We start from the raw sequence: 25817 nt of genomic DNA, 5'->3' as shown, positions 1-25817 counted from the left end.
GTCAGCTGCCGGTGGCGGACTTCCAGTCGTCGACGTACGACGTGAGGTTCTTGTCGATGTCGTTCCAGTCCGGCTTGGGCCCGGCGACGACCGTGCCACGCCCCTGCCGGCGCAGCTTGCCCTCGAGCACCAGCTCGCGCAGCGCCTGCCGGACGGTCTCGCGGGCGACCCCGTACTCCTCCGAGAGATCGCGTTCGGTGGTCATGACGCTGCCCTCCCCCAGATCGCCGACGAGATGATCGATCTGCGCCTTCACCGCGTAGTACTTCGGGATGCGGCCGTGCTCCGGGATGCCGGAGCGGACGGGGGCGCCGGGGGCCTGGTCGTTCGGGTAGTCCACCAAGGGATGGTGGCAGACGGCGCTTTCCTCTTCCGAAACGGGTCTTCGGACATGCTCAGCGTCGCCTGCGGGCCAGCAGGAACACGCTTCCTCCCACGGCGAGCAGGGCGACGGTGACCGCGAGCAGCCCGTGGGCCAGGCCGAGGCCGGTGCCGGCCAGTTCACGGGCGCGTTCCCCTGCCTCCTCGGCCTCCTCGGCGAAGGTCAGGGCACCGCTCGGGGATGCGCTGGGGGTGCCCTCAGGGGTGGCCCCCGGACTTGCGTCGGGGCTGATGCCGGGGCTGGCGTCCGGGCTGATGCCGGGGCTGGCGTCCGGGCTGCTGTCCGGGGAGGTCTGCGGACCTACCTCCGTGCCGATGGAGGGCACGGCGGGAGCCACGCTCGCGGGCGGCGGTTCGCCGCCGATGCCGAAGCGGTAGTCGTTCGACTCTCCCACCCAGTCTCCGTCGTCGCCCTGCCGCTGTACGGCGGCCGCGTTGGCCGTGACCGCGTTCGGTACGGCGTCGGAGGCGACGGCGAGTCTGACCTTGACCGAGACGGTCGCCCCGGGCGCCACGGTGAGCCCCGGGAAGCCGTCCGCGTCGAACACGCCGACCAGCTCGGACTCGTCGGTCTCCGTCAGCTTGACCGGGCGGGTGCGCGGGCCGTCGTAGAACTCCAGCTCGGTCTGGGACGGCTTGAGGACCCGTTTGTCGTCGACGAGGACGACGACCGGGTGGATGTCGGTGCAGGTGCGGCCGGTGGTGTTGGTGAGGTCGAGGTACCAGGTGCCGTAACCGCCACCGGCCTCATAGGACGAGGGGCCGTCGTGGATTCGGGTGCTGAGGGGGAAGCCCTGCTCGTCGGCGCCCGCGCAGGACGCGTCGGCGACGGCGGGAGCGGCGAGGGCGGCGGTCGCCGACGGCACAGGGGCGAGAACGGCGGCTGCGGCCACGCAGAGGGACAGGGACGTGCTCAGTCGCATGATCATGTGATCATGCCGGGCATTGCCGGGACCGCACCGGTGCCACTCCGCGAGAGCGCACCAACACCGCTCGATCAGCCCCCTCCCGCCAGCCGAACGCCGCCAGCCGCCCGCCCCTCCCGTCAGCCGTCCGCGCGGCCGAACAGCGGGGCGAGCAGCAGTTGGGCCGCGCCCTCCGCGACCCGCCGGTCACTGCCGGGGGCGAGCCGGACCGGGACGGTCGTACCGAGGCTGCCCTCCCGCCGGGCACGGGCGTCGAGGACGGCAGCGACCCCGCGGACGAAGGTATCCGGGGCGGCCGCGATCGTACGGCCGCCGAGCAGCACGAGGTCGATGTCGAGCAGCGCGGCCAGGTTCGCGGCCCCGGCGCCCAGGACCCGCGCCGCCTCACCCGGGTCCGCGCGGCCCACTGCCGCCAGGCACAGCGCCTCGATGCAGCCCCGGTTGCCGCAGTGGCACGGGGGCCCGTCCAGCTGGATGACCTGGTGCCCGAACTCCCCCGCCCCGGTCCGCGCCCCCCGGTGCACGCTGTCGCCGATCACCAGTCCGGCGCCGAGCCCGGTACCGAGGTGCAGATAGGCGAAGGAGCCGCTCTCGCCGCCGACGGCGAGTCCGAGGGCGGCCGCGTTGCTGTCCTTGTCGACGACGACCGGCACCCCGAGCCGCTCCGCGAGCGCGTCCCGCAGCGGAAAGCCGTCCCACTCGGGGAACCCGGTGACCCGGTGCAGCACACCGTGGATGTGGTCGAGCGGCCCGGGCGCCGCGACCCCGACCCCGAGGACCTCCTCGGGCACCTCCTCGCGCAGCTCGCCGACCAGCTCGGCGGCCGCGCCCAGCACGGCCACCGCCCCTGCCCCCAGGTCCAGCTCGCCGTGCCGTTCGCCGACGACCGTGCCGTCGAGATCGACCAGCACGGCACGCAGCTCGTCCCGGTCGAGCTGCAGCCCCACCGCGTGCCCGGCCTCCGGCACCAGCCGCAGTACGGTGGCCGGCTTGCCCCCGGTGGACGCTCGCCGCCCGGCCTCCGCCGCGAGGCCCTCCTCGCGCAGCCGGGCGGTGATCTTGCTGACCGCCTGCGGGGTGAGCCCGGTCCGGTCGGCCAGTTCGAGCCGGCTGATGCCGTCCGCCCCCGCCGTGCGCAGCAGATCCAGCACCAGCGCGGTGTTGTGACTGCGCACGGCGAGCAGATTGGCGCCGGCCGCGCCCGGTCCGCTCTTCGTCCTGTTCACGCCACCCATTCTCCCTCCCACTTGCACTTTGGCAACAGCGTTGCGAAAGTGGGAGGCATGACAGCTGCCACTCCCCTCCGCGTCGGCCTCATCGGCTACGGCCTCGCCGGATCCGTCTTCCACGCCCCCCTGATCGCCGCCACCGAGGGCCTCGCCCTGGACACGGTGGTCACCTCGAACCCCGAGCGGCAGGCGCAGGCGAAGGCCGAGTTCCCCGAGGTCCGGACCGTCGCCGCCCCCGACGAGCTGTTCGACCGGGCCGACGGCCTGGACCTGGTCGTCATCGCCTCCCCGAACAAGACGCATGTCCCGCTGGCGACGACCGCGCTCAAGGCGGGCCTGCCGGTCGTGGTCGACAAGCCGGTGGCCGGCACCGCGGCCGAGGCGCGCGAGCTGGCCGCCCTCGCCGAGGAGCGCGGTCTGCTGCTCTCGGTCTTCCAGAACCGCCGCTGGGACAACGACTTCCGCACCCTCCGCAAGCTCCTTGAGGAGGGTGAACTCGGCGACGCCTGGCGGTTCGAGTCCCGCTTCGAACGCTGGCGGCCCCAGCCCAAGGGCGGCTGGCGCGAGTCCGGCGACCCGGCAGAGATCGGAGGTCTCCTCTACGACCTCGGCAGCCATCTCGTCGACCAGGCACTGGTCCTCTTCGGCCCGGCCACCGAGGTGTACGCCGAGTCGGTGATCCGCCGGGCCGGCGCCGAGACCGACGACGACACCTTCATCGCCGTCACCCACGCGAGCGGCGTCCGCTCCCACCTCTACGCCTCGGCGACGGCGGCCCAGCTCGGCCCGCGTTTCCGGGTGCTGGGCTCGAAGGCGGGTTACGTCAAGTACGGCCTGGACCCGCAGGAGGCGGCGCTGCGCGAGGGCAGGCGCCCGGGCCCCGGGTGGGGCGTCGAGCCGGAGTCCCTCTACGGCCGGATCGGCGCCGGCGAGTCCCCGGTCACCGGCGGCGGCCGTGCCGTCCCCACCCTCCCCGGCGACTACCCCGCCTACTACGCGGCCGTGGCCGAGGCCCTGCGGGGCGAAGGCCCCAACCCGGTGACCGCACCGGAAGCGGCCGCCGCCCTGGACGTACTGGAAGCAGCCCGCCGCTCGGCGCGAGACAAGGTGACGGTGACCCTCTGATGCACCACCCGAAGATCACCCCCCGGTCCACCCCTGAACTCACCCCGTCGGTGGAGGAGTTGGAGAAGCAGGAACGCCTCCTGGTCTTCCGCCAGTTCACCCACGACGACGCGTGGGCCCTCGGCTCCCTGCTGGTGGAGATGGCACGGGAGCGCCAGGCCCCGGTTGCCATCGACATCCACCGCGGCAGCCAGCAGCTCTTCCACGCGGCCCTGCCCGGCTCGACCCCCGACAACGACGCCTGGATCACCCGCAAGCGCCGGGTGGTGGAGCGCTACGGCGCCGCGTCCTACCTGGTGGGAGCCCGCTTCCGGGCAAAGGGCACGACGTTCGAGGAGTCCTCCCGCCTGGACCCCGACGCGTACGCGGCCCACGGCGGCTCCTTCCCGATCACGGTGGAGAACGTCGGCGTGATCGGGTCGGTGACCGTCTCCGGCCTGCCCCAACTCCAGGACCACCGCTTTGTGGTGGAGGCACTGGAGCGATTTTTGGAGGCGTAGCCGACAAGAAGGGGCGTGGGGCTGCGTCTGATATGCGGCTACCGCCGCGTGGGCGCGACCCAGCCACATCCGGCCCGCAGCCGCCATCCGGCGCAGTTCCCCGGCCCTCCCAGCGAAGCGCCTACGCGTCCTTGAACTCCTGGCGCTGACGACCGAGCCCCGCGATCTCCAACTCCACCACGTCGCCGCCCCGCAGGAACGGTTTCGGCTCGGGCGCCCCCAGCGCAACCCCCGCCGGAGTCCCCGTGTTGATGACGTCCCCTGGGTAGAGGACCATGAACCGGCTGACGTACCGCACGACTTCGGCGACCGAGAAGATCTGCTCGGCGGTGGTCCCGTCCTGCTTCAGCTCGCCGTTGACCCAGAGCTTCAGCGACAGCCCCTGCGGATCCCCGACCTCGTCCGCCGTGACCAGCCACGGCCCGAACGGGTTGAACGTCTCGCAGTTCTTCCCCTTGTCCCAGGTCCCGCCCCGCTCGATCTGGAACTCCCGCTCGGACACGTCGTGCGCGACGGCGTACCCGGCGACATACGCCAGCGGGTCCTCGTCGTCGGTCAGATAACGGGCCGTACGCCCGATGACGACGGCGAGTTCGACCTCCCAGTCGGTCTTCACGGACCCGCGGGGGATCAGCACCGTGTCATTCGGCCCCACGACCGTGTCCGCGGCCTTGAAGAAGATCACCGGCTCGGCCGGCGGCTCGGCCCCGGTCTCGCGGGCATGGTCGTGGTAGTTGAGCCCGATGCACACGATCTTGCCGATACGCCCCAGCGGCGGCCCGATCCGCAGCCCGTTCGCGTCGAGCGCGGGCAGGTCGCCGGCGTCGGCCGCGGCCCGGACCCGCCCGAGGGCGGCCCCGTCGGCGAGCAGGGCTCCGTCGATGTCGTCGACGATCCCCGACAGGTCCCGCAGGACCCCCTCGGCGTCGAGCAGAGCGGGTCGCTCCGCTCCCGCCGTACCGACTCGCAGCAGCTTCATGGTCGTCACCATCTCCCTTGACAGCAGTTGCCCGGCCGATGGGTGCAGCCATCGGAGGACTGGTCGATCCTCCAAGATGGGGATGCAGCGGGCAATACCCTGTTCACGTACTGGACCGTAGGTACCGGCACCTCATCGATACAGCACAGCACGCTCGACGGCACTCCACGTCGTACTGGTCACCACGTACAGCGCGGCGGCCAGCGGCACCACGGCCACGGTGAGCAGCGTGAGGTACGACAGGTACGGCGTGACCTTGGTGACCGCGCCCAGCCCCGGCACCTGCTGCTCGCCTTCCCCGCCGCTCACGACCGCCCCCGCCGCCGTCCGCCTGGTCCGAAGGAAGGTGAAGGTGGCGACGGCGGCGACCAGGACGAACAGCCCCAGATAGACCGGCCCGGCACCCCCGAACCCGTTGCCGAGCACGTCGACTCCCCGCCCGCCGAGCGGGGCGCCCAGCAACGAGTGGTGCAGCAGGCCGTTGTCATGGCCGCCGATCGTGGAGTTGGAGAAGAGGTGGTAGAGGAGGAAGAACGCGGGCAGTTGCAGCAGCCCTGGCAGACAGCCGGACAGCGGCGACACCTTCTCCTCCGCGTGCAGCTCCAGCACGGCCTTCTGCAGCGCCGGCTGGTCCTTCCCGTGCTTCTTCCTCAGCTCGGCGATTCTCGGCTGGAGCGCGGCCCGGGCACGCTGGCCACGGGCGGCGGCACGGGACAGGGGATGCACGAGCAGTCGTACCAGCGCGGTGAACACGACGATCGCGGCGGCGGCCGCGGAAGCATGGAAGAACGGCTGGAGCAGGTCGGCGAGTTGCTCGACCAGGGCAGCGAAAACGGACATGTGTGGGAGCCCTCCGGGGGTCTCGTCGTGCCGTGGGTGAAGAGGTGGGACGGCATGACGACCCGCGCGGGGTCACCCGGAACGCGTTCTCGGGCGCCTTACGCGGTGGTCGCCGGGAGGGCGTGTCCGGGAGCTCGGGGGCGGCTACGACCCTTGGCGTCCGGGTCGCGTTGCGGCAGGAAGGCGGTACGCCGGGCCCGGTCGCGGATCGCAGTGCGAACCCGGGTGGGCGGCACGGCGGGCGCGGAGCGGGCGGCGAGGACCGAGGAGACCGCGAGGGCCGAGCCGACGGCGGCGGTCGCGGCGAGCGCGACGGTGGTGAAGAGGCTGCCGGAGTCGAGCAGCAGGAGATCGAGCAGGAGGAGCAGCAGTACGGCGGCGGAACGCGAGGGCAGGACCCACCGGCCGTTCCCGCGCATGCCCGCCCCCTCCCTCTCGCTACCGCTTACGCATGATCCGTCTCCAGCGGCTCCAGGAGCCTCTTGGGCTTGAGGAGCGCCCGGCTGACCGGGTCCGCCGGGTCGGGGTCGAGTCCCGGGCCCGGCATGATGACGACGTCCGCGACGGGGACGACGGTTCCGCAGGCGGGGCATTCGCCGTACGGCCCGAGTTCGGTCCCGCACGCCACGTGCCGGAAGTAGCGCAGCCGGCTGCCCATGAGGTGCTCGCGCCCCCAGACGGCGAGGGTGCGCAGGACGGGCCAGAGCTCGGTGCCGCGTTCGGTGATGACGTACTCGTCCCGGGGCGGCGACTCCTGGTACCGGCGCTTCTCCAGGACCCCCTCCTCGGTGAGCGTCTTCAGACGGGCCGACAGGACGGCGCGCGGGATCCCGAGGTGGACGAGGAAGTCGTTGTACCGCCGGACGCCGTAGAGCGCGTCGCGGATGACGAGCAGGGTCCAGCGCTCGCCGACGACCTCCAGCGCGCGGGCGATCGAGCACTCCTGCGTCACGTAGTCCTTGCCCAGTGCCATGGCACCACCTTAGTCAGCCCCCTGCCATAGGTTCATTCATCGAACCTACCGTGCTACGGTACCACCATGCCTGAGTTCAATGAACGAACCCTCGTGGGGACGGAAGCGCCGAGTGCCCGGCACAGGCCCGCGGCACCCCACCCCGACCCGACGCCCCAGGCCCGCGCCACCCTGGCCCTGACCAGCGCGGCCACCGCCGTGAGCCTGATGACGTACACCGCGCCCGTGGTCACCCTCCGCGACACCGCGGCCGACCTGCACACCCCGCTCTCCGCCCAGGCCTGGCTGATCAACGGCACCCCGCTCGGCCTGGCCGCCCTCCTCCTGGTGGCCGGCAGCCTCGCCGACGACTTCGGCCGCCGCCGGATCTTCCTGCTCGGCACGCTGACGCTGGGCATCACCACCGCCCTCGGCGCGTTGACCGACTCCACCTGGCTGTTCACGCTGTCCCGTGTCGCCCAGGGCGCGGCCAGTGCGGCGATCCTGGCGAGCAGCCTCGGCCTGCTGGTGCACGCCTTCCCGAGCCCACGCGGCCGGCTGCACGCGACGGGAGTGTGGGGCGCCTTCGTCAGCGGCGGTATCGCGACGGGCCCGCTGCTGGCGGCCGTGCTGCCCAACTGGCGGGTGGCCTATGCCGTCCTGGCCGCGGCGACGCTGCTGGTGGCGGCCCTGTCACCACGGGCGCTCACCGAATCCCGCTCCCCGAGAGGCGGCCGCCCCGACATCCTGGGCGCCCTCACCTTCGGCCTGGCGCTGGTCTCCCTGGTGGCCGCGCTCACCCTGGGCCGTGACGGCTGGCTGCGGCCCGAGGTGGGCCTGCTGTTCCTGGCCGCGGTGGTCCTCATAGCCGTCTTCGTCCTGGTGGAGCGCCGCACCACGACCCCCATGATCGACCTGAGCCTGCTGCGCCGCCCGGGCTTCCTGGCCTCCTCCGCCGGCGGCCTGTTCACGGGCTTCGCGGTGATCGGCCTCTTCAGCTTCCTGCCGGTCCTGTTCCAGCAGGTGCTCGGCCTGACCCCGCTGGACACGGCGTGGCTGTTCCTGCTCTGGTCGGGCCTGTCCTTCGCGGTGGCGCTCCAGGCCAAGCGCCTGGCGGGCCGCGTCCCACCCCGCCAGCAGCTGGCGGTCGGCTTCACCCTCCACGCGGCCGGCGTCCTGACCATGCTCGGCGCCATCGACTCGGGCTCCTGGCAACGCCTGCTGCCGGGCCTGGCCCTGGGCGGCATCGGCAGCGGCCTCCTGAACGCCGCGCTGCCCCTGCTCTCGGTCGAATCGGTCCCGGCCGCCCGTGCCGCCATGGGCTCCGGCGCCCAGCAGACCTTCCGCTACATCGGCTCCTGCGCGGGCGTCGCCCTGACGATCGCCATCGTGACCTCGTCGAGCGGCGGCCCGGGCCACGGCGCGAACACCGCCCTCGCGGTGTCGGCGGGGCTGGCGCTGCTGGCGGCGGGGGGGGTGCTGGGGCTGCGGGAACGAAGCTGACCGGTCCTGACCAGTGACGTCGCGTCCGCCGACGGTTCGCCCCAGCGTTCGCCGTCCAGTTACTCAGGGACTTGGTGCGATCGAAGGGCTGGGGCACGGTCGGATTCCCCTCATGCCACGCTCACCGCGGCCGGCCAGGCTTTGCGGGTGCTCCCCGGTGTTACCAGGCCACGAGACCGGGCTCCGAACCGCCACAACGACTTCGCCGCGCGATGCCCCACCCCGCGCAGCCGCGGGGGCCCGGCGCTAGGCCCGCGGCCGCATCGACACCAACTCCCCCCACACCACCATCCGGTACCGCGAGGTGAACTCGGGCGTGCACGTGGTGAGGGTGATGTAGTAGCCGGGCTCCTGGTACCCGTACGACGGCTTCACGATCGACCGCGGTACGGCCCGGATCACCCCCGAGTCACGGGACGAGGTCTGCGGCAGGATCTGGTCCACGGTGTACGTGTAGGTCGCCGCCTTGGTCTCGACCTCGACGGTGTCCTTGCGCCGGAGCCGGGGGAGATACCGGAACGGCTCCCCGTGCGTGTTCCGGTGCCCGGCGACGGCGAAGTTGCCTGCCTGGCCCGGCTGTTGGGTGCCGGGATAGTGGCCGACGTACCCGTGATTGAGCACGTTCGACTTGCTGACGCCCTCGGCGACCGGGACGCGGAGGCCGAGCCGCGGGATGACGAGGATGGCGTACGCCTGGGAGGCGACGACACGGGTGGGGTACGACGACTGCTGCCTGCCGGAACCGGAGCCGGAGCCGGAACGGGCCGACGGCGACGGCCCTGTCGTACCGGCATCACCCTTCGCTTCGCCGCTCAAGCCCCCGGACCCGCCGGAGTCCCCCCACTCCCGCTCCAGCGCCGCCACCTTCCGCTCGGCCCCCTGCTTCGCCTCCCGGTTGGTCCACCACAGCTGATGTACGACGAGGAGCATGAGCACCACGCCCACGGTGACGAGGAGTTCACCCCCGCTCCACAGCACCCGCCGTCGCCGGGCCCGCCACCGCCGGTCACCGTGCCCCACGACCCGCCGCACCGCACACCTCCCGCCGCCCCCGGTTGGGCCCGCACGATAGGACGACCACGGCCAAGTCACCAGAGCCGTAGGGCTTCCTGCCCCATCTCCTTCCCACGATCACTTTCTCCACTGGTTTTAGAAACCACTGTCGCAACCCTCGACAACCTCACACACCACACCTGATGCTTCCTGTTGGCATGCGGGGGGACGAGTCAACGCCGGCCCGGGACAGAGCGAACCGGGCGAACCGGTGCTTGAGCCGCACGGAGAGGTTGAGAGACAGCCATGATCCGACGCAGAACACTCCTGGCCGCCGCGGGAGGCGGCCTCCTGGGCAGCGCCCTGGCCACCGGCACGGCCCGCGCCGACGCCACGATCGCCGTCAGCCCGTCCACCTCGTACGGCACCTGGGAGGGCTGGGGCACCTCACTGGCCTGGTGGGCGAACGTCTTCGGCGCCCGCGACGACTTCGCCGACATCTTCTTCACCACCAAGTCGACGACGTACAACAGCACTTCGCTTCCCGGCCTCGGCCTGAACATCGCCCGCTACAACCTGGGCGCGAGCAGCTGGAACAGCGTGAGCGGCGCGAGCATGGTGGCCTCCGCCAACATCCCCGCGTTCAAGCAGATCGAGGGCTACTGGCAGGACTGGAACAACGAGGACCCCACCTCCTCGGCCTGGGACTGGACCGCGGACGCCACCCAGCGCGCGATGCTCGTGAAGGCGGTGAACCGCGGCGCGACGGCCGAACTATTCGCCAACTCCCCCATGTGGTGGATGTGTTACAACCACAACCCGTCCGGCGCCGCCGACGGCGGCAACAACCTCCAGTCCTGGAACTACCGCCAGCACGCCTCCCACCTGGCCGCGGTGGCGTTGTACGCCAAGAACAACTGGGGCGTGAACTTCGCGACGGTCGAGGCCTTCAACGAGCCCTCGTCCTCCTGGTGGACGGCGACCGGCACGCAGGAGGGCTGCCACATCGACTCGACGGTCCAGGCAGCCGTACTCCCCTATCTCCGCAGCGAGTTGAACACCCGGGGCCTGACCGGCACGAAGATCTCGGCATCGGACGAGACGAGCTACGACCTGGCCCGCACCACCTGGAACTCCTTCTCCGCCACCACCAAGGGCTACGTGGACCGCGTGAACGTCCACGGCTACCAGGGCTCGGGCGGCCGCCGCGACCTCCTCTACACGGACGTCGTGACGACGGCCCACAAGGCCCTCTGGAACTCCGAGACCGGCGACAACGACGGCACCGGCTACACCCTCGCCTTCAACCTCCTCTACGACTTCCGCTGGCTGCACCCCACGGCCTGGGTCTACTGGCAGGTCATGGACCCGTCCACGAACTGGGCGATGATCGCGTACGACGCGAACACCCTGGCGGCAGGGGCAGTCACCACCAAGTACTACGTCATGGCCCAGTTCAGCCGCCACATCCGCCCCGGGATGAAGATCCTGGACACGGGCGTCAGCAACGCGGTAGCGGCCTACGACGCGTCGGCGAAGCGCCTGGTGATCGTGGCGTTGAACACCGCCACCTCCGCCCAGACCTTCACCTTCAACCTCTCCGGCTTCACCACGGTGGCCGGCGGCACGGGCGGCCTGGTCCCCCGCTGGAACACGGTGACGACGGGCGGCGACGCGTACAAGGCGTACTCGGACACGTACGTCTCAGGAAAGACGGTGGCGGTGTCGGTCCCGGCGAAGGCGGTCCAGACCCTGCAGATCGACGGCGTGACGATCTAGGAGTGCCCGGCGCCGGGGGCGCGGCCCACCCACTGTGCCCCCGGCATCGCTACTGCAACCGAACGCGCATCTCCACACTCACCTCGTCCCCCGCCGCCAACCCCTCCGGCTTGCGCACCGCGCTCTTGAGCGGCAGCAGATACCCGCCGTCCTTCGGAAACAGGGAGGTCTCGAAGACCACCCCGCCCACGGTCGCCTCGACGGGAATGACTCCCCACCCGTACGAGGCCATGGCGGCGACCCCGCGAATCTCCTCGGACTCCTCCTCGGGCACGGGCACGAAGTAATAGGGAGCAGGCCCCCGCCACTCGACAACACGCCCACCGAACGCGAACTCCACGGAACGCCTCCCCTCGCAACCGACTGCCCCCCATCCGTATCTCTTCTTTGTCACCGCCGGGCAGTACCGTGTCGTTCATGCGCCCCGACACGCCTGCCGAGAACGTCGACCACTCCGCCGAAGCGGCACGCCTGGAGCGGACCGCCGACCGCTACCCCGAGGACGCCGAGGCCCTCCTCCTCCAGGCCGCCGCCCACCTGGAACTGGCCGACGACCGCCCCGCCGCCACCGCGCTCTACGACCGCCTGCTCTCCACCCCGGACACCCTGGAGAACGCACCGCTGGTCCGAGCCCTCAAGGCCTCGAACCTGTGGGAGTACGACCACGAGGCAGAGGCACGCGCAATCATCGAGGGCATCCGCACCACCACCCCCCGCGACCCGGCCCCTTGGGTGATCATCGCCGAGTCCCTGGAAGCCCATGACGAACTGGAAGCGGCACACGACACGTTCACGGAGGCGGCCACCCTCCTCCTCACTGACGTCGCGGAACCCCCCTACGCCACGCATCCGGTGCTCTTCGGCCGCCACCGCGTCCGCCGCATGCTCGGCCTCCCCCACGACGACTGGGACGCCCGCGCCGACACCCTCAACTCCTCCCCAGTCTCCCTCGACGAACTCCACGACCCGAAGCGCGTGTGGTCCCTGGGCTCGGACAACCCGGCGGAGCTGGAAGCGGAGATCTCCCGCCTGCGAGCGGAACTGGGCACCTACAGGGAGGCGTTGTCCCGCCCGTTCCCGGTAGCGGTCCTGCACTGGCCGGCGGGCGAGCTGACGGAACTCCTTTCGGCGTACCCGGACCTGGCCACCGAGTACCCGTCCCACTCCGAGCACCTCGCGACCATAGAGTCCTCACTGCGCGAGTTGTCCGTCTCCGGCACCGGGAACCTGGGCATCGTCACAGGCACGGTCCCCTCCTACGAGGCCTTCGCAGCCTCGGAGGGCTCGTCCCCGTCGGACACCACCCTGCTCCCCCAGTACGCAACGACCCTGGCGGCCCGGGGGCGGGCGGTGGCTTGGCCGCCGCAGCGGACCTCGGACTGCTGGTGCGGCCAGCCCCAGCCGTACGACGCGTGCCACGGCTCGTAAACCGCGCCCGTACCCGCCGAACCACCCGGCGTGCCCCCTCGCAGCCAATGCGCCACGACCCCGCCTCGGAACGCAGCCGACCCCACGGCACACCCCGGCAAGCCGCCCACTTTCCCCGGGGCGCCCGCCCGCTTCTACCCCGTGCCGGAGCGGCCCGGGTCAAGGGTGGCCCGCAGGGCCATCGGCGCAGCCGACGCGGACGCGAAGCGCAGCGGAGCGGGAGCGCCCTTGAGGCGGGGCGCGGAGGCACGAGACTGGCGAAGAAGCGGGCGGCCCTACGGCAACTCCATAGAAGCTGAGGACCTCCGTGGGGACTGTCAGCGTCACCTGCTACAACAGAGCCGTCGCTGTGCTTGAGGGATTGGGGAATCAGCGTGGCTCAGCCGGGGGATCTATCACAGCCTGTCGCGGGTGTTTACGAAGAACTCGTCACCCAGCGCATGCAGGAGCAGATGAAGCAGCTGCGTACTGCTGGTTGGAAGGCCATCGATGACGAGGTCAGCGACGAATCGTCACCGCATGTCCTAGCTCGGCACATCAGCCGTGCTGTAAGGCAGCAGCTCAGCCAGTTGCCGCAGGAGAAGCGCGTCGCCGTAGCCAACCAAATCATCGAATCACTCGCTTCCAGCTCTGCCGACCTCGAAAGCAGCGATGCTGTCGACCTAATCGCCGATGGCCCCCGCCAGCTCCTGGCCCTCGCCGAGATGGAAGCGCCCGGCGTCTACGCGATCCGACCACTTACACCATTGTCTGAGGCCGCGCTCATCACCAACTCCGCTGAGGACCCAAGTCTCGGCAGCGAACTGCGTGCTGAGCTGGCCACGGCGGACCGCATTGATCTGCTCTGCGCCTTTGTGAAGTGGTATGGCATCCGCGTTCTGGAGGTCCCGCTCCGCGAAGCGGCCCAGCGCGGCGTGCCTATTCGCGTCATCACCACAACGTACATGGGCGCCACCGATCGGCATGCCCTCGACCGTCTCGTCCGAGACTTCGGTGCGGAAGTGAAGGTCAACTATGAGACCCGCTCAACGCGCCTGCACGCCAAGGCCTGGCTGTTTCGACGCAACAGCGGCTTCGACACTGCGTACGTCGGCAGTTCCAACCTCTCCAAGGCCGCACTTCTCGACGGCTTGGAGTGGAACGTCCGCCTGTCGTCCGTCGCTACACCCGCTGTGTTGACCAAGTTCGAGGCCAGCTTCGACTCCTACTGGCATGACATCGCCTTTGAGGCCTACGACCCTAATCGCGATGCCCGTAAATTGGACGAAGCTCTGGGTGTCGCGGGTAACCCGATGTCCAGCCAAGACTCCAAGATCAGCCTCTCGGGCCTTGAGGTTCGGCCGTACCCACACCAGGCCGACATGTTGGAACGGCTGCACGTCGAGCGTGAGGTCCGCGGTCACCACCAGAACCTGCTGGTCGCCGCGACCGGGACGGGCAAGACGGTCATGGCCGCGCTTGACTACCGCTCTCTACATAAGGAGTGGGGCGGCAAGCGTTACCCGCGGCTACTCTTCGTGGCACACCGCAAAGAGATCCTGAATCAGTCACTCCGCAAGTACCGTGAAGTACTCAACGATGCGTCATTCGGCGAACCGTTCTTCAGCGGTGAGCTGCCACGCGACTGGGAACATGTCTTTGCGAGCGTCCAGTCCCTTACCGACCAGCGACTGGAGCAGTTCGACCCGGAACACTTCGACATCATCGTCGTCGACGAGTTCCATCATGCCACGGCTACGACATATCGCCGCGTTCTCAACCACTTCAAGCCGAAGCAACTTCTTGGCCTGACCGCCACTCCTGAGCGCGCCGACGGGCTGAACGTGCAGGATGAGTTCTTCGAAGGCCGGATCGCCGCCGAGATGCGGCTGTGGGAGGCACTCGACAACGACCTTCTCTGCCCGTTCCACTACTTCGGTGTGCCCGACGGTACGGACCTCACCCGCCTCAACTGGCGTTCGGGGACGTACGACCAGAGCCAGCTCGGCGACCTGTTCTCGGCCGACCATTTCCGGGCCCGTATCGTCATCAAGCAGGTGCGGGACAAGGTATCTGACCCGTCGCAGATGAAAGCGCTCGGCTTTTGCGTCACCAGGAAGCACGCACATTTCATGGCGAAGTGCTTCCAGGAGGCAGGGTTCAAGGCTGCGGCCTTGGACAGCGAGTCGAAGCCCGAGGTCCGTGACCGGATCCTGTCCGAGCTCAAGGCTGGAGAGATCCAGGTCATCTTCTCCGTAGACCTGTTCAACGAGGGCTTGGACATCCCCGACGTCGATACGCTGCTGCTCCTGCGTCCCACGAACAGCGCCACGGTCTTCCTTCAGCAACTCGGCCGAGGCCTGCGCCGCACGCCCGACAAGCCCGTGCTCACCGTGCTTGACTTCATCGGCCAGCATCGCGCCGAGTTCCGCTTTGAGGAGCAGTTCCGTGCGATGACGAACCTGTCGCGCAACCGGCTTCTTGAGCACGCTGAGCATGACTTTCCTCTGCTGCCGTCCGGTTGCCAGATCATCCTTGAGGGCAAGTCCAAGGACCTCGTACTGGAGAACATCCGTACGCGGATCAAGGCGACCGTCCAGACCCTTGCCAAGGAGGTCAGGGCCTTCAACACACCGTTCCTTGCTGACTACCTCAGGGAGAGTCGCCGCGAGATCAAGGAGCTGTACAAGTCGAGCAACTCGTGGACGTCCGTCTTGCGCCGCGCCGGCTTGGCCGATCTACCTGAACAGGCCGGCGAGGAAGATCTGTTGAAGCGCGTGCAGGCATTCCTGCACGTCGACGACCTTGCGCGGGCCGAGGCGTATACCCGTCTACTGAGCGATGACGCCCCATCGTACGAGGCTCTGAATCCGAGGGACGCAGCATACGCGCGCATGCTCTTCTTTAACCTCTGGGACAAGGCTGGTGGTTTCACCTCCTACGCTGAGGGCCTTGACTCACTGCGCGAGCAGCAAGCCCTCCGTAGCGAACTGCGCCAGGTACTCGACCACGTGATGGGCCAGGCCGACCATTTCCCCATCCCACTGGAGGGCCCGCACGCGCACATCCCGCTGAAGATCCACAGTGCGTACAACCGCTCCGAGATCCTGGCCGCGCTTGGCGTCGCTCGCCTCGGCGGGCAGATGCCTGGGACTTTCGCCCAGGGTGTCCTGTGGGACGAACCCAACCAGACGGACGCTCTGCTGATCACTCTCGAAAAGAACGAGAAGGACTTCTCCCCCACCGTCCGCTACAAGGACTATGCATTGAGCCCTGCCCTCTTCCACTGGGAGTCCCAGAGCACGACCGCGGACACCTCACCCACTGGACTGCGTTACCAGCAGCACGTCCAGCGCGGAAGCCATGTGCTGCTGTTCATGCGGCGCTACAAGGACACCGACATCGGCAAAGCCCAGCCGTGGATGCTGCTAGGACCTGCAACGTATGTCCGACACGAGGGCAGCAAACCCATGGCCATCACTTGGCAGTTGCACCACGAGTTGCCTGCGGATGTGTGGTCGTCCTCGGCCATCGCCGCCGGTTAGCAGGATCAACGCCCTTCACAAGGGTTCACCGATCTCGGCCTCAAAGTGATTCTGGGCCCGGTCGAGTACGTCGTCGGGGTCATGGCCGTGTGCACGCAACCAATGCATCACGTCGGTCATGACCGCAATGGCGGCTTCTTCTGCCACGGCCAGACTCAACAGGCCGATGCCTCCGGCCATGTCTCCACCGCTCGGGAGCGGCCGAGATCCATACAGTTCGAGGATCGCCGCAGCCCGCATGATGCGAGGACCGTTTGTCGGCCGACAGACGGCGGAGGCTCCCACCGTGAGCTCACACCACACCACCTTCGTTTCGCCACGAAGGACCACACCCCACCGGTGGTCGGTCACTGCGTCGACCAGCGCCATTCCCCGCCCCGACTCCAGGACATCGCTGGCAGCGAGCAGGGTGGGCAACGCCCGCGGATCGGGATCCTCAACCTCCAGACGTAGATGCGGCCCGCTGAGCTCCATGCGCAGCGTCGCGGGTGTGCCCTCGCCGACATGCTGAATGACGTTGGTCGCCAGCTCCGATACGCAAATCTGCGCCATGTCCACGTGATCGCGCAGCCCCCACAGGAGGAGTCGGAGTCTCACCATCTGCCTCAACCCGGTGACTTCCTTGGGATGGGCAGTGAACTCGTGCCGCCAGGGCTCTCGTGCGGAACGCCCGCTTACGTAGATCGCCATTGCTCACCCTCCACACGCACCGTTGCGCACTGATACTTCTCGATGACTCCCAGTGACAGATTCGCAGCGGGGAATCCCTTCCTGCAACGTGCACGAAGGGATTCCCTCGTTAGGGTGATTGGTCTTTCGCGCCTCTTCCGATGGGATGGATGTTCCGCTACCCACGAGGAGTTGACATGGCCGGATCCCCCACTGCTCGCCGGCGCCGACTTGCGATCGAGCTCAAGCGGCTCCGTGAGGAGAGTGGCCTCACCTGTAACCAAGTAGGCATGGAGCTGGACTGGAGCAGTTCCAAGGTGAGCCGCATGGAGACGGGTCAGGGGCGTGTACAAGCCTCGGACGTCGATGCGCTCTGTCGCTTCTACGCGACCACTGAAGAGCTACGCGATCTCCTGAAGTCGCTGGCCAGGGAGTCCAAGACAAAGGGGTGGTGGCACGCTCAAGGCGATGCGATCCCTGCCTGGTTCTCTGTGTATGTCGGCCTGGAGCAGGCGGTCTCCAACTTGCGCAGCTATCAAGGGGAGTTCATCCCTGGCCTGTTGCAAACCAGTGAGTACGCAGCTGAGCAGTGCCGTGCGTGGGTCGACCACACCTCAGAGGACGTTCAGCGGATGGTCGAGGTCCGGATGCGACGCCAGGAGCTGCTCGCCAGGGAGGGCGCGCCCGACCTATGGGCTGTCATCCACCAGAGTGCACTGGCGCACGTAATCGGCAGTCGCCAGGTCATGGCCCATCAACTCGAACGTATCCTGGCCATCGGTAAGTTGAAGAACGTGACCGTCCAGATCCTGCCGTTCGATGCGGGCGCCTACCCCACCACAGGGTCGTACACGATCCTCGGCTTCCCAGAACAGGAGGACCCCGACTTGGTCTACCGAGAGGGGCTCACCGATTCCGTCTACCTCGAAGAACCCAAGGATGTGACCCTTTACGCGAAGGCGTTTGATCACCTCAGGGCCTTGGCACTCAGCCCCCAACGCTCGGCCCTACTGATCAAAAGAATCTTGGAGGAACATTCCCGATGATGTCGTCGTCCAACATCCAGTGGCACAGAAGTAGCTATAGCAACGGCATGGGGGGCGAGTGCCTCGAAGTAGCGGCACTCTCCGAAGCAATCGCAGTACGCGACTCCAAGGTTGCCTTGGGACCGCAGCTAACATTGAGCAATGCCGCGTGGCAGGGCTTTATACAGACCCTACCCCCCATACAGTCACGAAACCGCTAGCTATAGGCCCGATAACTCATAGTTCTGCTATCCGGTCACAAGCGACTGGAACACCCCCGCGAGTGTTTCAGACCCGGCGGCGAAGCCGGCGATTGACACAGGAGCCGAGACGACTCCCTATTCAATCTTCAGCGAATTACGAGGTCCTCTGGATTACCTTCCAGCCTCTGTGATTACTCAGACTCGTAAAGCAGAGATTGCCCTGTTACGTCTTCGATCAGGTCAACGAGAAGACTAAGACGCGCCCGCAGGAATGACTCATATTTCCTCTCCATCAACCCGCTCCCCTCACTAGCCTCGATCAGGTGCGACTCAAGCACCTCTGATAGCTTTTTCTGTGACGCCAGTTCTTCGCTCTCGATACATTCTGCTATGTGGCGATCTCGAATTACCCGTTTCGAGTCTTTACTTACCAGCATTCGATTCAGAACGAGATCCGGATCCCGCAACTCTCCGTCCTCAGAGGTCGACCCTTGAATGAATTTCCTCGGGAAAACTCGGGTATGATCAAGGGAAGTCACCTGAATGCTGGAAATAGCTTGAGCGTACTCGAAATCCTTTGCGCCCGCGCGAATCAGCAGGCTCATGACTCCACGAAATAGAGCCTTCCTGTTTGCCCGAGCCAGCAAAAGATCTGCATCCACCAAGTTGAAGCTCTCGACAGCCTCAGGGATGCGCTTGGGCTCTTCCCCGAAAATCCACGATTGAAGTGCACGATAGTCAGCTCCCGCCTGACTGTTGGCACCTTGATCGTAGTTTTCAGAGAAAACGGAACACCAGTAGAATTGCCCGACCTTCTCCAAGGCTTCAGTTCGCGCCTTCGAGCGCATATCTGCAATTTTCGAAAAAACAGCGGCCATGGGGACGAGAATCATACTGTACGGAAGCCAGGCGCTGGATACTGCGCCGCACTGACTTTTCAGATAGTCGAGCGAGTCAGACATGCCCGCCACAGCCGAATCCCAATGCTTATTTACATCCCTAGCAGACAGCTTATTAAGCACATCCGCACGCTGCGCCGTTCCGCGCTCCAGCAAGGAGACAGTTTGAAGAAGGCTGTGAGGCGCAGTACGAGGCCACGGCCGAGCTGGTGAAGTACCTGGCCGCGCGCTTCGACATACCGCTGGACCGGCAGCACATCATCGGCCACGACAACGTCGCCGGTCCGAAGTCGTCCCTCGTCTCGGGCATGCACTGGGACCCGGGCCCGTCCTGGGACTGGAACCGCTTCATGAGCCTGCTCGGTGTGCACACCGGGCGGCACGGCGTCGGCCCCGTCGGCTCGGTGGTCACCATCGCGCCCCGCTTCGACGACAACCTGCAGACCGTCCAGATCTGCCCCTCCGACGACCCGACCGGCGCCACCACCGCGTGCACCGAGACGCAGCAGCCGTCGGACTTCGTCTACCTGCACACCGAGCCCAGCGACACCGCTCCCCTCTTCGGGGACCAGGCGGTGCACCCCGGCGCGGCCGGCACCGACCGGATCAACGACTGGGGCAGCACGGCGGCGGCGGGACAGCAGTTCGTGGTCGCCGGGCAGGACGGCGACTGGACCGCCGTCTGGTACAGCGGCGCGAAGGTGTGGTTCCACAACCCGCACGGCTGCAACACCGCGCCGGCCCACGGGGTGAAGGTGATCACGGCGGCCGGCGGCTCCCCGGTGGCGGTGTACGGCTCCAGCTACCCGGACGCCGCCGAGTACCCCGCGGGCCTGTCGCCCTCGACGCAGGCCCCGCTGAGCATGTACTCCGTCCCGGCCGGTCAGGCCTACGTGGCCACCGTGGCGCCGTCCCTCACGGACGACTTCTTCCCGTCCAGCGGCACGGTCGTCACCGGCGCCAAGGCGATGTACACCATCCAGTACAACCACCGGGTCGCCCTCGTGTACGCCTCGGACGTCACGGCCACGGACGCATGACGGTCCTCTGACAGCACGCCGACGGGGAGGTGGTGTCCAGGGGTCCCGGCCTCCTGGGCACCCACCTGCATGCCCCCGTCCGGCTGACGGACCGGGCAGTACGACCGAGCGCGTGGCGAGGCTCGGTGGACGGCGTCGTGGTCAGAGATCTGTCGCGGCCCGGACGAGGCCGGCGACGGCTCGGGACCGGCTGTGGGGCGGCCAGGCGATCACGGTCGTGACCGAGGGCGCGTCCTGCACGGGTACGGCGGTCAGACCGTCGCTCAGTTGGGTCCGGCAGGACTCCGGCGCGATCCAGCAGGCACGGCCGAGGGCGATCAGCTGGAGCAGCTGTGCGTGGTCGCGGGCCTGGGGGCCGGGGCCGTCAGGGTATCTGCCGTCCGGGCCGGGCCAGCGCGGCAGCGGCAGCTCGGGCAGTTCGGTGACCTCCGCCTGCCGCACCTCGGTCCGGGTGGTGAGGGGGTGTCCGGCCGGGAGGATCACGACCTGCTTCTCCGTACGGAGTTCCTCCGTGTCGAAGCCGACCGTCGAGTCGAACGGCAGATGCAGCAGAGCCACGTCGGCCCGGCCGTCGCGCAGCATGCCCTCCTGTTCGCCGATCCCGCACAGGAGCAGGTCGACGGTGACCGCGTCGGGTTCGGCGGCGTAGGCGTCGAGGAGTTTCGCCAGCAGTTCGCCGGAGGCACCGGCCTTCGTGGCGAGGACCACGCCGGGCCGGCCGGTCGCGGCGAGGGCGGCGCGGCGGGTGCGGCGCTCGGCGGCCTCGACGGCGTCCAGTGCCGCCCGGGCCTCGCGCAGGAGCACCGAGCCGGCTTCGGTCAGGGTGACCGCGCGGCTGGTGCGTTCCAGCAGGGGGGCGCCGAGGCGCCGTTCGAGCAGGCCGATCGCCCGCGACAGCGGGGGCTGCGCGATCCCGAGCCGCCGGGCGGCCTTCCCGAAGTGCAGTTCCTCGGCTACGGCCACGAAGTACCGCAATTCCCGCGTCTCCACACCGCCATGCTACTGCGCCGACCGGGATCGATACCCGGGCGGTATCGATGTCCACCCGATCGGTGTTGGCCGATCCTGTCCGGGCCCGGACAGGATCGACGGTATGAGTGAACAGACCATCGCGCTGGTGACCGGCGCGAACAAGGGCATCGGATACGAGATCGCCGCGGGCCTGGGCGCACTCGGCTGGCGGGTCGGGGTCGGCGCGCGGGACGAGGAGCGTCGCGAGAGTGCCGTGGCGAAGTTGCGGGCCGCGGGCGTCGACGCGTTCGGCGTACCGCTGGACGTGACCGACGACGCGAGCGTGACCGCTGCCGCCAGGCTGGTCGAGGACCGCGCCGGACGCCTCGACGTGCTCGTCAACAACGCCGGGATCACCGGCAGTGCACCGCAGATGCCCACCACCGTCGACGTCGCGACGGTACGGGCTGCCGTGGAGACCAACGTGATCGGCGTCATCCGCGTGACCAACGCGATGCTGCCGCTGCTGCGCCGCTCGGCGTCGCCCCGGATCGTGAACATGTCCAGCAGCGTGGGCTCCCTCACCCTGCAGACCACCCCCGGCGCCGAAACGGGCCCGATCGCCGTGGCCTACTCGCCGTCGAAGACGTTCCTCAACGGCGTCACCGTCCAGTACGCCAGGGAACTGAGCGACACGAACATCCTGATCAACGCCGGCTGCCCGGGCTACTGCGCGACCGACCTCAACGGCTTCCGCGGTGTCCGCACCCCGGAACAGGGCGCGGCGATCGCGATCCGGCTCGCGACCCTGCCCGACGACGGCCCGACCGGGAGCTTCTTCGACGACGCGGGGGAGGTGCCCTGGTGACCTGAAGGAGGGCCGCTGCCTCAGCGGAAGTCGCCCGGCCCGGTCGTACAGCCGTGACGACCGGGTCGGGCGCCCCGGGCACGGACCGCAACGTTCGGGCCCAGTGCGTCCCGAGGCCATCCAGCCGGACCGCCTCGGTGCCAGGATGGAAGTCATGACGTTGATCCATGGGGAAGTGGCCGACGGTTTCGAGGGTGTGCGGGAGGCGTTCCGCGCCAACTTCGAGCAGCGGGGGGATGTCGGGGCCGCCGTGTGCGTGTACCGGGACGGCCGGCCCGTGGTGGATCTGTGGGGTGGGGTCGCCGATCCGGAGACCGGGCGGGGCTGGGAGCGGGACACCCTGCAGCTCGTGTACTCCGCGACCAAGGGGGCCACGGCCACCGTCGCACATCTGCTGGCCCAGCGTGGGGAGTTGGATCTCGATGCGCCGGTGGCCGCCTACTGGCCCGAGTTCGGGGTGAACGGCAAGGCGGAGATTCCGGTGCGGTGGTTGTTGTCGCATCGGGCCGGGGTGGTGACCGTTGATCCGCCGGTGCCGTTGGAGGCGGCGTTGGGGTGGGAGGCGATGGTGGACGCCTTGGCCGTTCAGCGGCCCGCCTGGGAGCCGGGGACCGCGCACGGGTACCACGGGCGGACCTTCGGGTGGCTGGTCGGGGAGGTGATCCGGCGGGTGTCCGGGCGTACGCCGGGGCGGTTCTTCGCCGAGGAGGTCGCCGGGCCGCTCGGGCTCGACTTCTTCATCGGGCTGCCGGCGGCCGAGCGCGGTCGGGTGAGCCGGATGGTGTATCCGAAGCCGGAGTTCGATCTGAGCACCGTACCGCTGGATCTCGTGCCGCCGGAGGCGCGGGAGTTCGTCGCCGCGTTGCAGGATCCGGAGTCGTTGAGCAACCGGGCGTTCGCGGTCACCGATCCCGCCGAGATCGACTTCAACTCGGCCGTGGTGCAGGCCGCGGAGCTGCCCGCGTCCAACGGGATCGGTACGGCGCGGGCGCTGGCGCGGATGTACGCCGCGTTGATCGGCGAGGTGGACGGGGTGCGGCTGTTCAGCCCCGAGACCCTCGCGTCGGCGACCGAGGAGCAGGCCGCCGGGGTGGACAGGGTCATCATGTCCCCGATCCGCTTCGCCTCCGGGTACATGCTGCCGGTGGAGACGAACCCCTTGACCGGTCCCCGTGCCTTCGGCCACCCGGGCCGCGGCGGATCGCTTGGCTTCGCTGATCCCGAGCACGGCATCGCCTTCGGTTACGTCATGAACAGCATCGTGGAAGGGGCGGAGGACACCCGTGCGACCGCGCTCGTGGACGCGGTGCGGGAGTCGTTGGCCTAGTCGGCAACGGCCTTTCGCGCAGGTGGGCGCCAGGTTAGGGTTGGCCCTATGAACGGGGTTGTGACGGCTGTCAGCCGCAATGAGGTGTACTCCTTCACCAAGCCGAACCGGGAGAGCATCACCCTGCTCGCCGGGCTCGGGGTGGAGGGTGATGTGCACGCCGGGGTGACCGTGAAGCACCGGTCCAGGGTCGCTCAGGATCCGAGTCAGCCCAATCTGCGGCAAGTGCACCTCATTCACGAGGAGTTGTTCGCGGAGCTGGCAAGCGCCGGGTTCCGGGTGGGGGCCGGCGAACTCGGGGAGAACATCACCACCCGTGGCCTGGATCTGCTGGGGCTGCCGGTCGGGGCGTTGCTGCGGATCGGGGAGCAGGCCGTCGTCGAGGTGACCGGGCTGCGGAATCCGTGCCTGCAGATCGACGGCTTTCAGGAAGGGCTGCTGAAGCAGGTCGTCGGGCGGGACGGCAGTGGCCGGGTCGTCCGCAGGGCCGGGGTGATGAGTGTGGTGAAGGTGGGGGGTGTGGTGCGGCCGGGGGATGAGATTCTGGTGGAGTTGCCCGAAGGGGTTCAACGGCCGCTGGAACGCGTCTGAGGCGCAGCCGACACCCCTACGGTCCGAGGCGGTCATGAAGGCCGCGGTCGTCTCCTCGGAGAAGCGGGGTTGACAGGGGTCGGCTCATGTTCCGTCAGCGTGGTCGCCTGCGGGTTAGCCTCGGGAAATCCAGACAGAAGGCGGCAGAAGGAGACAGGCATGGCCAGGGTTCCCAGTTCGGTGATCGCCGCGAGCGGGCTTGTCGGAGGGTACGGCGTGGCCCGGTGGACGAGGAAGCGGCCGCTGGGCGGGGCCGTGCTGGCCGTCGCCGGGGGCGTCGCCGCGCAGCAGTGGCGGCAGCGGGCGGGTGGGAAGGCGGCCGGGGCGCTGTCCGTCGCGTATGTCGCCGCGTTCGCCGGGTCGCATCCGCTGGCCAAGAAGGTGGGCGCCTGGCCGTCCGTCTTCGGCGTGGCCGGTGCGGTGGCACTGGCGTCCTGGGCGGTCGCCGACCGGCGCGCCTAGCCGAGCGAGCACGGGCCCAGTCGACTCGGCTACCGCCGGACCCTAGCCGTCTGAACTGCGGAACGCCCGGCGGTACGCCTGTGGGCTGGTGCCGACCACCCTGCGGAAGCGTTCCCGGAAGGCCGTCGGGGAGCCGAAGCCCGACTGCGTCGCGATGCGTTCGACGGGGTGCGCGGTGGTCTCCAGCAGGTGCTGCGCCCTGCGCACCCGCGCCCGGTGCAGCCACTGCAAGGGCGTCGTGCCGGTCTGGTCGCGGAAGCGGCGGTTGAGGGTACGGGTGCTCATACCGGCCCGGGCCGCGACCTCCTCCAGGGTCAGGTCACGGTCGCAGTTGTCCTCCAGCCAGGCCAGGAGCGGCTCCAGGGTGGCCCCGGCGGGGGCCGGTGGCTGGTCGTGGACGATGAACTGGGCCTGGCCGCCCTCCCGTTCCAGTGGCATGACCGACATCCGGGCCGTGTGCGCGGCGACCGCCGAACCGTAGTCCATGCGGACCATGTGCAGGCACAGGTCCATGGCCGCGGCCGCGCCCGCCGAGGTCAGGAACTGGCCGTTGTCGACGTACAGGACGTTCGGATCGACGTCGATGTCCGGGTGCAGCGCGGCGAGGGTGTCGGCCGCGGCCCAGTGCGTGGTGGCGCGCAGGCCGTCGAGGAGGCCGGTGGCCGCGAGGACGAACGCCCCGACGCACACCGACGCGATCCGGGTGCCGTTCGCCGCCGCCGCGCACAGGGCTTCGGCGACCTCGGGCGGGAGCTCGAACGTGGGATCCGCGACGCCCGGCACGACGATCGTGTCCGCCTCGGCCAGCGCGTCCAGCCCGTACGGCGCCTTGACCGTGAACGCGCCGCCCGCCGCGGTCACCTCGTCCGCCGGCCCGCACACCCGGACCCGGTAGGCGTCCCGGCCGTCGGGCAGCCGGGCCCAGCCGAAGGTGTCGATCGGCACGGTGAAGTCGGACGGGATGACCTGGTCCAGGACGAGTACGGCGACGGTATGCATGGCAGGAACGTAGCGGTTCGACGGGTTACCGCCAATCCCGGGTGGCTGTCCCAGGCGGTTGACACGTGTGGCTGGCGAGAATCCGTTGAGTGGTGGCAGTATCGCCGCTTCTGCAAGATCTTCCGGCCGCCTACGGTCGAGGCCGTGACCAAGTTCCTCCTCGCCGTCCATGTGCTCGCGGCGATCGTCGCGATCGGTCCCGTCACCGTCGCCGCCAGCATGTTCCCGCCGGCCGCCCAGCGCGCCATCGAGTCGCCGGACGACCTCCGTGCCGCCGAGACCCTCCAGCTGCTGTACCGGATCTGCCGGGTGTACGCCGTCGTCGGTGTCGCCGTCCCCGTGTTCGGGTTCGCCACGGCGAGCAACATGCATGTGCTGGGCAGCGCCTGGCTGATCACGTCGATAGCGCTCACCGCGCTCGCGGCGCTCGTCCTCGCCGCGCTGGTGCTGCCCCGGCAGAGCGCGCTGGTGGAGGGCGGTGCCGACACGCGGGAGGCCACCGTCCAACTCGCCATGTTCACGGGGGTGTTCAATCTCCTCTGGGCCGCCGTGACGGTGCTGATGATCGTGCGGCCGGGGTCGACGACCGGCGCCTGACCAACTCCCCCGGTTTCTGTTATCCGG

General features: G+C 68.9%; 25 protein-coding genes and 2 pseudogenes. 14 read left to right on the top strand and 13 right to left on the bottom strand.

Annotated features, from left to right (window positions below):
- Positions 1 to 73: 73 nt before the first annotated feature.
- The 3 genes and pseudogenes from ACZ7OO_RS31680 to ACZ7OO_RS31670 form a co-directional block, all read right to left on the bottom strand.
- A pseudogene (locus tag ACZ7OO_RS31680) lies at positions 74 to 340 on the bottom strand (GntR family transcriptional regulator); the annotation flags it as partial.
- A 55-nt stretch (positions 341 to 395) separates the two neighbouring features.
- Positions 396 to 1304, bottom strand: a complete 909-nt coding sequence (locus tag ACZ7OO_RS31675) for a hypothetical protein (RefSeq protein ID WP_471510009.1) — start codon at positions 1302 to 1304, stop codon at positions 396 to 398.
- Between the two features lie 122 nt (positions 1305 to 1426).
- The gene (locus tag ACZ7OO_RS31670) at positions 1427 to 2542 is read right to left on the bottom strand and encodes an ROK family transcriptional regulator (RefSeq protein ID WP_471510007.1); all 1116 of its coding nucleotides are present in this window, start codon (positions 2540 to 2542) and stop codon (positions 1427 to 1429) included.
- Positions 2543 to 2590: 48 nt separating this feature from the next.
- Here ACZ7OO_RS31670 and ACZ7OO_RS31665 point away from each other — a divergent pair, with 48 nt between their 5' ends.
- Together ACZ7OO_RS31665 and ACZ7OO_RS31660 are read left to right on the top strand one after the other, a co-directional pair.
- The gene (locus tag ACZ7OO_RS31665) at positions 2591 to 3661 is read left to right on the top strand and encodes a Gfo/Idh/MocA family protein (protein WP_471510005.1); all 1071 of its coding nucleotides are present in this window, start codon (positions 2591 to 2593) and stop codon (positions 3659 to 3661) included.
- Entirely contained in the window at positions 3661 to 4161 is a 501-nt protein-coding gene (locus ACZ7OO_RS31660; protein WP_471510003.1) for a heme-degrading domain-containing protein, read from the top strand. Before ACZ7OO_RS31665 ends, ACZ7OO_RS31660 begins: the two co-directional genes overlap by 1 nt.
- 121 nt (positions 4162 to 4282) lie before the next feature.
- On the opposite strand, the gene ACZ7OO_RS31655 is transcribed toward ACZ7OO_RS31660, so the two are convergent.
- From ACZ7OO_RS31655 to ACZ7OO_RS31640, 4 genes are all read right to left on the bottom strand, one after another.
- The gene (locus ACZ7OO_RS31655; protein ID WP_471510001.1) at positions 4283 to 5140 is read right to left on the bottom strand and encodes a fumarylacetoacetate hydrolase family protein; all 858 of its coding nucleotides are present in this window, start codon (positions 5138 to 5140) and stop codon (positions 4283 to 4285) included.
- A 132-nt stretch (positions 5141 to 5272) separates the two neighbouring features.
- Positions 5273 to 5980, bottom strand: a complete 708-nt coding sequence (locus tag ACZ7OO_RS31650; protein WP_471509999.1) for a YidC/Oxa1 family membrane protein insertase — start codon at positions 5978 to 5980, stop codon at positions 5273 to 5275.
- Positions 5981 to 6078: 98 nt separating this feature from the next.
- On the bottom strand, positions 6079 to 6399 hold the full coding sequence (locus ACZ7OO_RS31645) for a DUF6412 domain-containing protein (protein WP_471509997.1): 321 nt from the start codon (positions 6397 to 6399) through the stop codon (positions 6079 to 6081).
- A gap of 26 nt (positions 6400 to 6425) precedes the next feature.
- The gene (locus ACZ7OO_RS31640) at positions 6426 to 6953 is read right to left on the bottom strand and encodes a winged helix-turn-helix transcriptional regulator (RefSeq protein WP_471509995.1); all 528 of its coding nucleotides are present in this window, start codon (positions 6951 to 6953) and stop codon (positions 6426 to 6428) included.
- A gap of 66 nt (positions 6954 to 7019) precedes the next feature.
- On the opposite strand from ACZ7OO_RS31640, the gene ACZ7OO_RS31635 reads away from it, so the two are divergent.
- Positions 7020 to 8435 carry an MFS transporter gene (locus ACZ7OO_RS31635; protein WP_471509993.1) on the top strand — a complete coding sequence of 472 codons (1416 nt, stop codon included), beginning with the start codon at positions 7020 to 7022 and terminating at the stop codon, positions 8433 to 8435.
- A 246-nt stretch (positions 8436 to 8681) separates the two neighbouring features.
- Here ACZ7OO_RS31635 and ACZ7OO_RS31630 read toward each other — a convergent pair whose 3' ends face one another.
- Positions 8682 to 9467 carry a class E sortase gene (locus ACZ7OO_RS31630; RefSeq protein WP_471509991.1) on the bottom strand — a complete coding sequence of 262 codons (786 nt, stop codon included), beginning with the start codon at positions 9465 to 9467 and terminating at the stop codon, positions 8682 to 8684.
- A 267-nt stretch (positions 9468 to 9734) separates the two neighbouring features.
- On the opposite strand from ACZ7OO_RS31630, the gene ACZ7OO_RS31625 reads away from it, so the two are divergent.
- Positions 9735 to 11207 carry a glycoside hydrolase gene (locus ACZ7OO_RS31625; RefSeq protein ID WP_471509989.1) on the top strand — a complete coding sequence of 491 codons (1473 nt, stop codon included), beginning with the start codon at positions 9735 to 9737 and terminating at the stop codon, positions 11205 to 11207.
- A gap of 49 nt (positions 11208 to 11256) precedes the next feature.
- On the opposite strand, the gene ACZ7OO_RS31620 is transcribed toward ACZ7OO_RS31625, so the two are convergent.
- Complete coding sequence (locus ACZ7OO_RS31620; RefSeq protein ID WP_471509987.1) at positions 11257 to 11547, bottom strand: DUF1905 domain-containing protein; 291 nt, start codon at positions 11545 to 11547, stop codon at positions 11257 to 11259.
- Between the two features lie 77 nt (positions 11548 to 11624).
- On the opposite strand from ACZ7OO_RS31620, the gene ACZ7OO_RS31615 reads away from it, so the two are divergent.
- Both ACZ7OO_RS31615 and ACZ7OO_RS31610 read left to right on the top strand, forming a co-directional pair.
- Complete coding sequence (locus tag ACZ7OO_RS31615; protein WP_471509985.1) at positions 11625 to 12635, top strand: hypothetical protein; 1011 nt, start codon at positions 11625 to 11627, stop codon at positions 12633 to 12635.
- A 440-nt stretch (positions 12636 to 13075) separates the two neighbouring features.
- Positions 13076 to 16159: a DEAD/DEAH box helicase gene (locus ACZ7OO_RS31610; RefSeq protein WP_471510068.1), complete on the top strand. Its 3084-nt coding sequence runs from the start codon at positions 13076 to 13078 to the stop codon at positions 16157 to 16159.
- 15 nt (positions 16160 to 16174) lie between these two features.
- Here ACZ7OO_RS31610 and ACZ7OO_RS31605 read toward each other — a convergent pair whose 3' ends face one another.
- Entirely contained in the window at positions 16175 to 16849 is a 675-nt protein-coding gene (locus ACZ7OO_RS31605) for an ATP-binding protein (protein ID WP_471509983.1), read from the bottom strand.
- A gap of 176 nt (positions 16850 to 17025) precedes the next feature.
- Between ACZ7OO_RS31605 and ACZ7OO_RS31600 the strand changes: the two genes are divergently transcribed.
- Together ACZ7OO_RS31600 and ACZ7OO_RS31595 are read left to right on the top strand one after the other, a co-directional pair.
- A complete protein-coding gene (locus tag ACZ7OO_RS31600; RefSeq protein ID WP_471509981.1) occupies positions 17026 to 17874 on the top strand; it encodes a helix-turn-helix domain-containing protein in 849 nt (282 codons plus the stop codon).
- Positions 17871 to 18074, top strand: coding sequence for a DUF397 domain-containing protein (locus tag ACZ7OO_RS31595; protein ID WP_471509979.1), 204 nt, complete (start codon positions 17871 to 17873; stop codon positions 18072 to 18074). The genes ACZ7OO_RS31600 and ACZ7OO_RS31595 overlap by 4 nt, the downstream gene beginning before the upstream one ends.
- A gap of 173 nt (positions 18075 to 18247) precedes the next feature.
- Here the strand turns inward: ACZ7OO_RS31595 and ACZ7OO_RS31590 are convergent, their stop codons facing one another.
- Entirely contained in the window at positions 18248 to 19111 is an 864-nt protein-coding gene (locus tag ACZ7OO_RS31590; RefSeq protein WP_471509977.1) for a hypothetical protein, read from the bottom strand.
- Between the two features lie 23 nt (positions 19112 to 19134).
- Here ACZ7OO_RS31590 and ACZ7OO_RS31585 point away from each other — a divergent pair.
- Positions 19135 to 19995, top strand: a pseudogene (locus tag ACZ7OO_RS31585) (N-acetylmuramoyl-L-alanine amidase); the annotation flags it as partial.
- A 141-nt stretch (positions 19996 to 20136) separates the two neighbouring features.
- On the opposite strand, the gene ACZ7OO_RS31580 reads toward ACZ7OO_RS31585, so the two are convergent.
- Positions 20137 to 20985: a LysR family transcriptional regulator gene (locus ACZ7OO_RS31580; RefSeq protein ID WP_471509975.1), complete on the bottom strand. Its 849-nt coding sequence runs from the start codon at positions 20983 to 20985 to the stop codon at positions 20137 to 20139.
- 103 nt (positions 20986 to 21088) lie between these two features.
- Here ACZ7OO_RS31580 and ACZ7OO_RS31575 point away from each other — a divergent pair, with 103 nt between their 5' ends.
- From ACZ7OO_RS31575 to ACZ7OO_RS31560, 4 genes are all read left to right on the top strand, one after another.
- Positions 21089 to 21814 (top strand): SDR family oxidoreductase, encoded by a 726-nt coding sequence (locus ACZ7OO_RS31575; protein WP_471509973.1) that lies wholly within the window; start codon positions 21089 to 21091, stop codon positions 21812 to 21814.
- Positions 21815 to 21968: 154 nt separating this feature from the next.
- Positions 21969 to 23141, top strand: coding sequence for a serine hydrolase domain-containing protein (locus tag ACZ7OO_RS31570; RefSeq protein WP_471509971.1), 1173 nt, complete (start codon positions 21969 to 21971; stop codon positions 23139 to 23141).
- A 48-nt stretch (positions 23142 to 23189) separates the two neighbouring features.
- The gene (locus ACZ7OO_RS31565; RefSeq protein WP_471509969.1) at positions 23190 to 23732 is read left to right on the top strand and encodes an MOSC domain-containing protein; all 543 of its coding nucleotides are present in this window, start codon (positions 23190 to 23192) and stop codon (positions 23730 to 23732) included.
- Positions 23733 to 23891: 159 nt separating this feature from the next.
- The gene (locus tag ACZ7OO_RS31560; RefSeq protein WP_471509967.1) at positions 23892 to 24194 is read left to right on the top strand and encodes a hypothetical protein; all 303 of its coding nucleotides are present in this window, start codon (positions 23892 to 23894) and stop codon (positions 24192 to 24194) included.
- Positions 24195 to 24236: 42 nt separating this feature from the next.
- On the opposite strand, the gene ACZ7OO_RS31555 is transcribed toward ACZ7OO_RS31560, so the two are convergent.
- Entirely contained in the window at positions 24237 to 25193 is a 957-nt protein-coding gene (locus ACZ7OO_RS31555; RefSeq protein WP_471509965.1) for a GlxA family transcriptional regulator, read from the bottom strand.
- Between the two features lie 144 nt (positions 25194 to 25337).
- Between ACZ7OO_RS31555 and ACZ7OO_RS31550 the strand changes: the two genes are divergently transcribed.
- A complete protein-coding gene (locus tag ACZ7OO_RS31550; RefSeq protein WP_471509963.1) occupies positions 25338 to 25790 on the top strand; it encodes a hypothetical protein in 453 nt (150 codons plus the stop codon).
- Positions 25791 to 25817: the final 27 nt, after the last annotated feature.

The sequence above is a fragment of the Streptomyces sp. NPDC111744 genome, assembly GCF_055634995.1.
This window is presented reverse-complemented; position numbering and strand designations above follow the sequence as displayed.

Bases quoted from the DNA above. Each gene is read 5' to 3' on its own strand.
- ACZ7OO_RS31600 (WP_471509981.1), top strand. From the start codon at position 17,026: ATGGCCGGATCCCCCACTGCTCGCCGGCGCCGACTTGCGATCGAGCTC.
- ACZ7OO_RS31675 (WP_471510009.1), bottom strand. From the start codon at position 1,304: ATGCGACTGAGCACGTCCCTGTCCCTCTGCGTGGCCGCAGCCGCCGTT.
- ACZ7OO_RS31645 (WP_471509997.1), bottom strand. From the start codon at position 6,399: ATGCGCGGGAACGGCCGGTGGGTCCTGCCCTCGCGTTCCGCCGCCGTA.
- ACZ7OO_RS31610 (WP_471510068.1), top strand. From the start codon at position 13,076: ATGCAGGAGCAGATGAAGCAGCTGCGTACTGCTGGTTGGAAGGCCATC.
- ACZ7OO_RS31670 (WP_471510007.1), bottom strand. From the start codon at position 2,542: ATGGGTGGCGTGAACAGGACGAAGAGCGGACCGGGCGCGGCCGGCGCC.
- ACZ7OO_RS31560 (WP_471509967.1), top strand. From the start codon at position 23,892: ATGGCCAGGGTTCCCAGTTCGGTGATCGCCGCGAGCGGGCTTGTCGGA.
- ACZ7OO_RS31655 (WP_471510001.1), bottom strand. From the start codon at position 5,140: ATGAAGCTGCTGCGAGTCGGTACGGCGGGAGCGGAGCGACCCGCTCTG.
- ACZ7OO_RS31650 (WP_471509999.1), bottom strand. From the start codon at position 5,980: ATGTCCGTTTTCGCTGCCCTGGTCGAGCAACTCGCCGACCTGCTCCAG.
- ACZ7OO_RS31625 (WP_471509989.1), top strand. From the start codon at position 9,735: ATGATCCGACGCAGAACACTCCTGGCCGCCGCGGGAGGCGGCCTCCTG.
- ACZ7OO_RS31635 (WP_471509993.1), top strand. From the start codon at position 7,020: ATGCCTGAGTTCAATGAACGAACCCTCGTGGGGACGGAAGCGCCGAGT.
- ACZ7OO_RS31570 (WP_471509971.1), top strand. From the start codon at position 21,969: ATGACGTTGATCCATGGGGAAGTGGCCGACGGTTTCGAGGGTGTGCGG.
- ACZ7OO_RS31595 (WP_471509979.1), top strand. From the start codon at position 17,871: ATGATGTCGTCGTCCAACATCCAGTGGCACAGAAGTAGCTATAGCAAC.
- ACZ7OO_RS31660 (WP_471510003.1), top strand. From the start codon at position 3,661: ATGCACCACCCGAAGATCACCCCCCGGTCCACCCCTGAACTCACCCCG.
- ACZ7OO_RS31565 (WP_471509969.1), top strand. From the start codon at position 23,190: ATGAACGGGGTTGTGACGGCTGTCAGCCGCAATGAGGTGTACTCCTTC.
- ACZ7OO_RS31575 (WP_471509973.1), top strand. From the start codon at position 21,089: ATGAGTGAACAGACCATCGCGCTGGTGACCGGCGCGAACAAGGGCATC.
- ACZ7OO_RS31605 (WP_471509983.1), bottom strand. From the start codon at position 16,849: ATGGCGATCTACGTAAGCGGGCGTTCCGCACGAGAGCCCTGGCGGCAC.
- ACZ7OO_RS31615 (WP_471509985.1), top strand. From the start codon at position 11,625: ATGCGCCCCGACACGCCTGCCGAGAACGTCGACCACTCCGCCGAAGCG.
- ACZ7OO_RS31555 (WP_471509965.1), bottom strand. From the start codon at position 25,193: ATGCATACCGTCGCCGTACTCGTCCTGGACCAGGTCATCCCGTCCGAC.
- ACZ7OO_RS31640 (WP_471509995.1), bottom strand. From the start codon at position 6,953: ATGGCACTGGGCAAGGACTACGTGACGCAGGAGTGCTCGATCGCCCGC.
- ACZ7OO_RS31665 (WP_471510005.1), top strand. From the start codon at position 2,591: ATGACAGCTGCCACTCCCCTCCGCGTCGGCCTCATCGGCTACGGCCTC.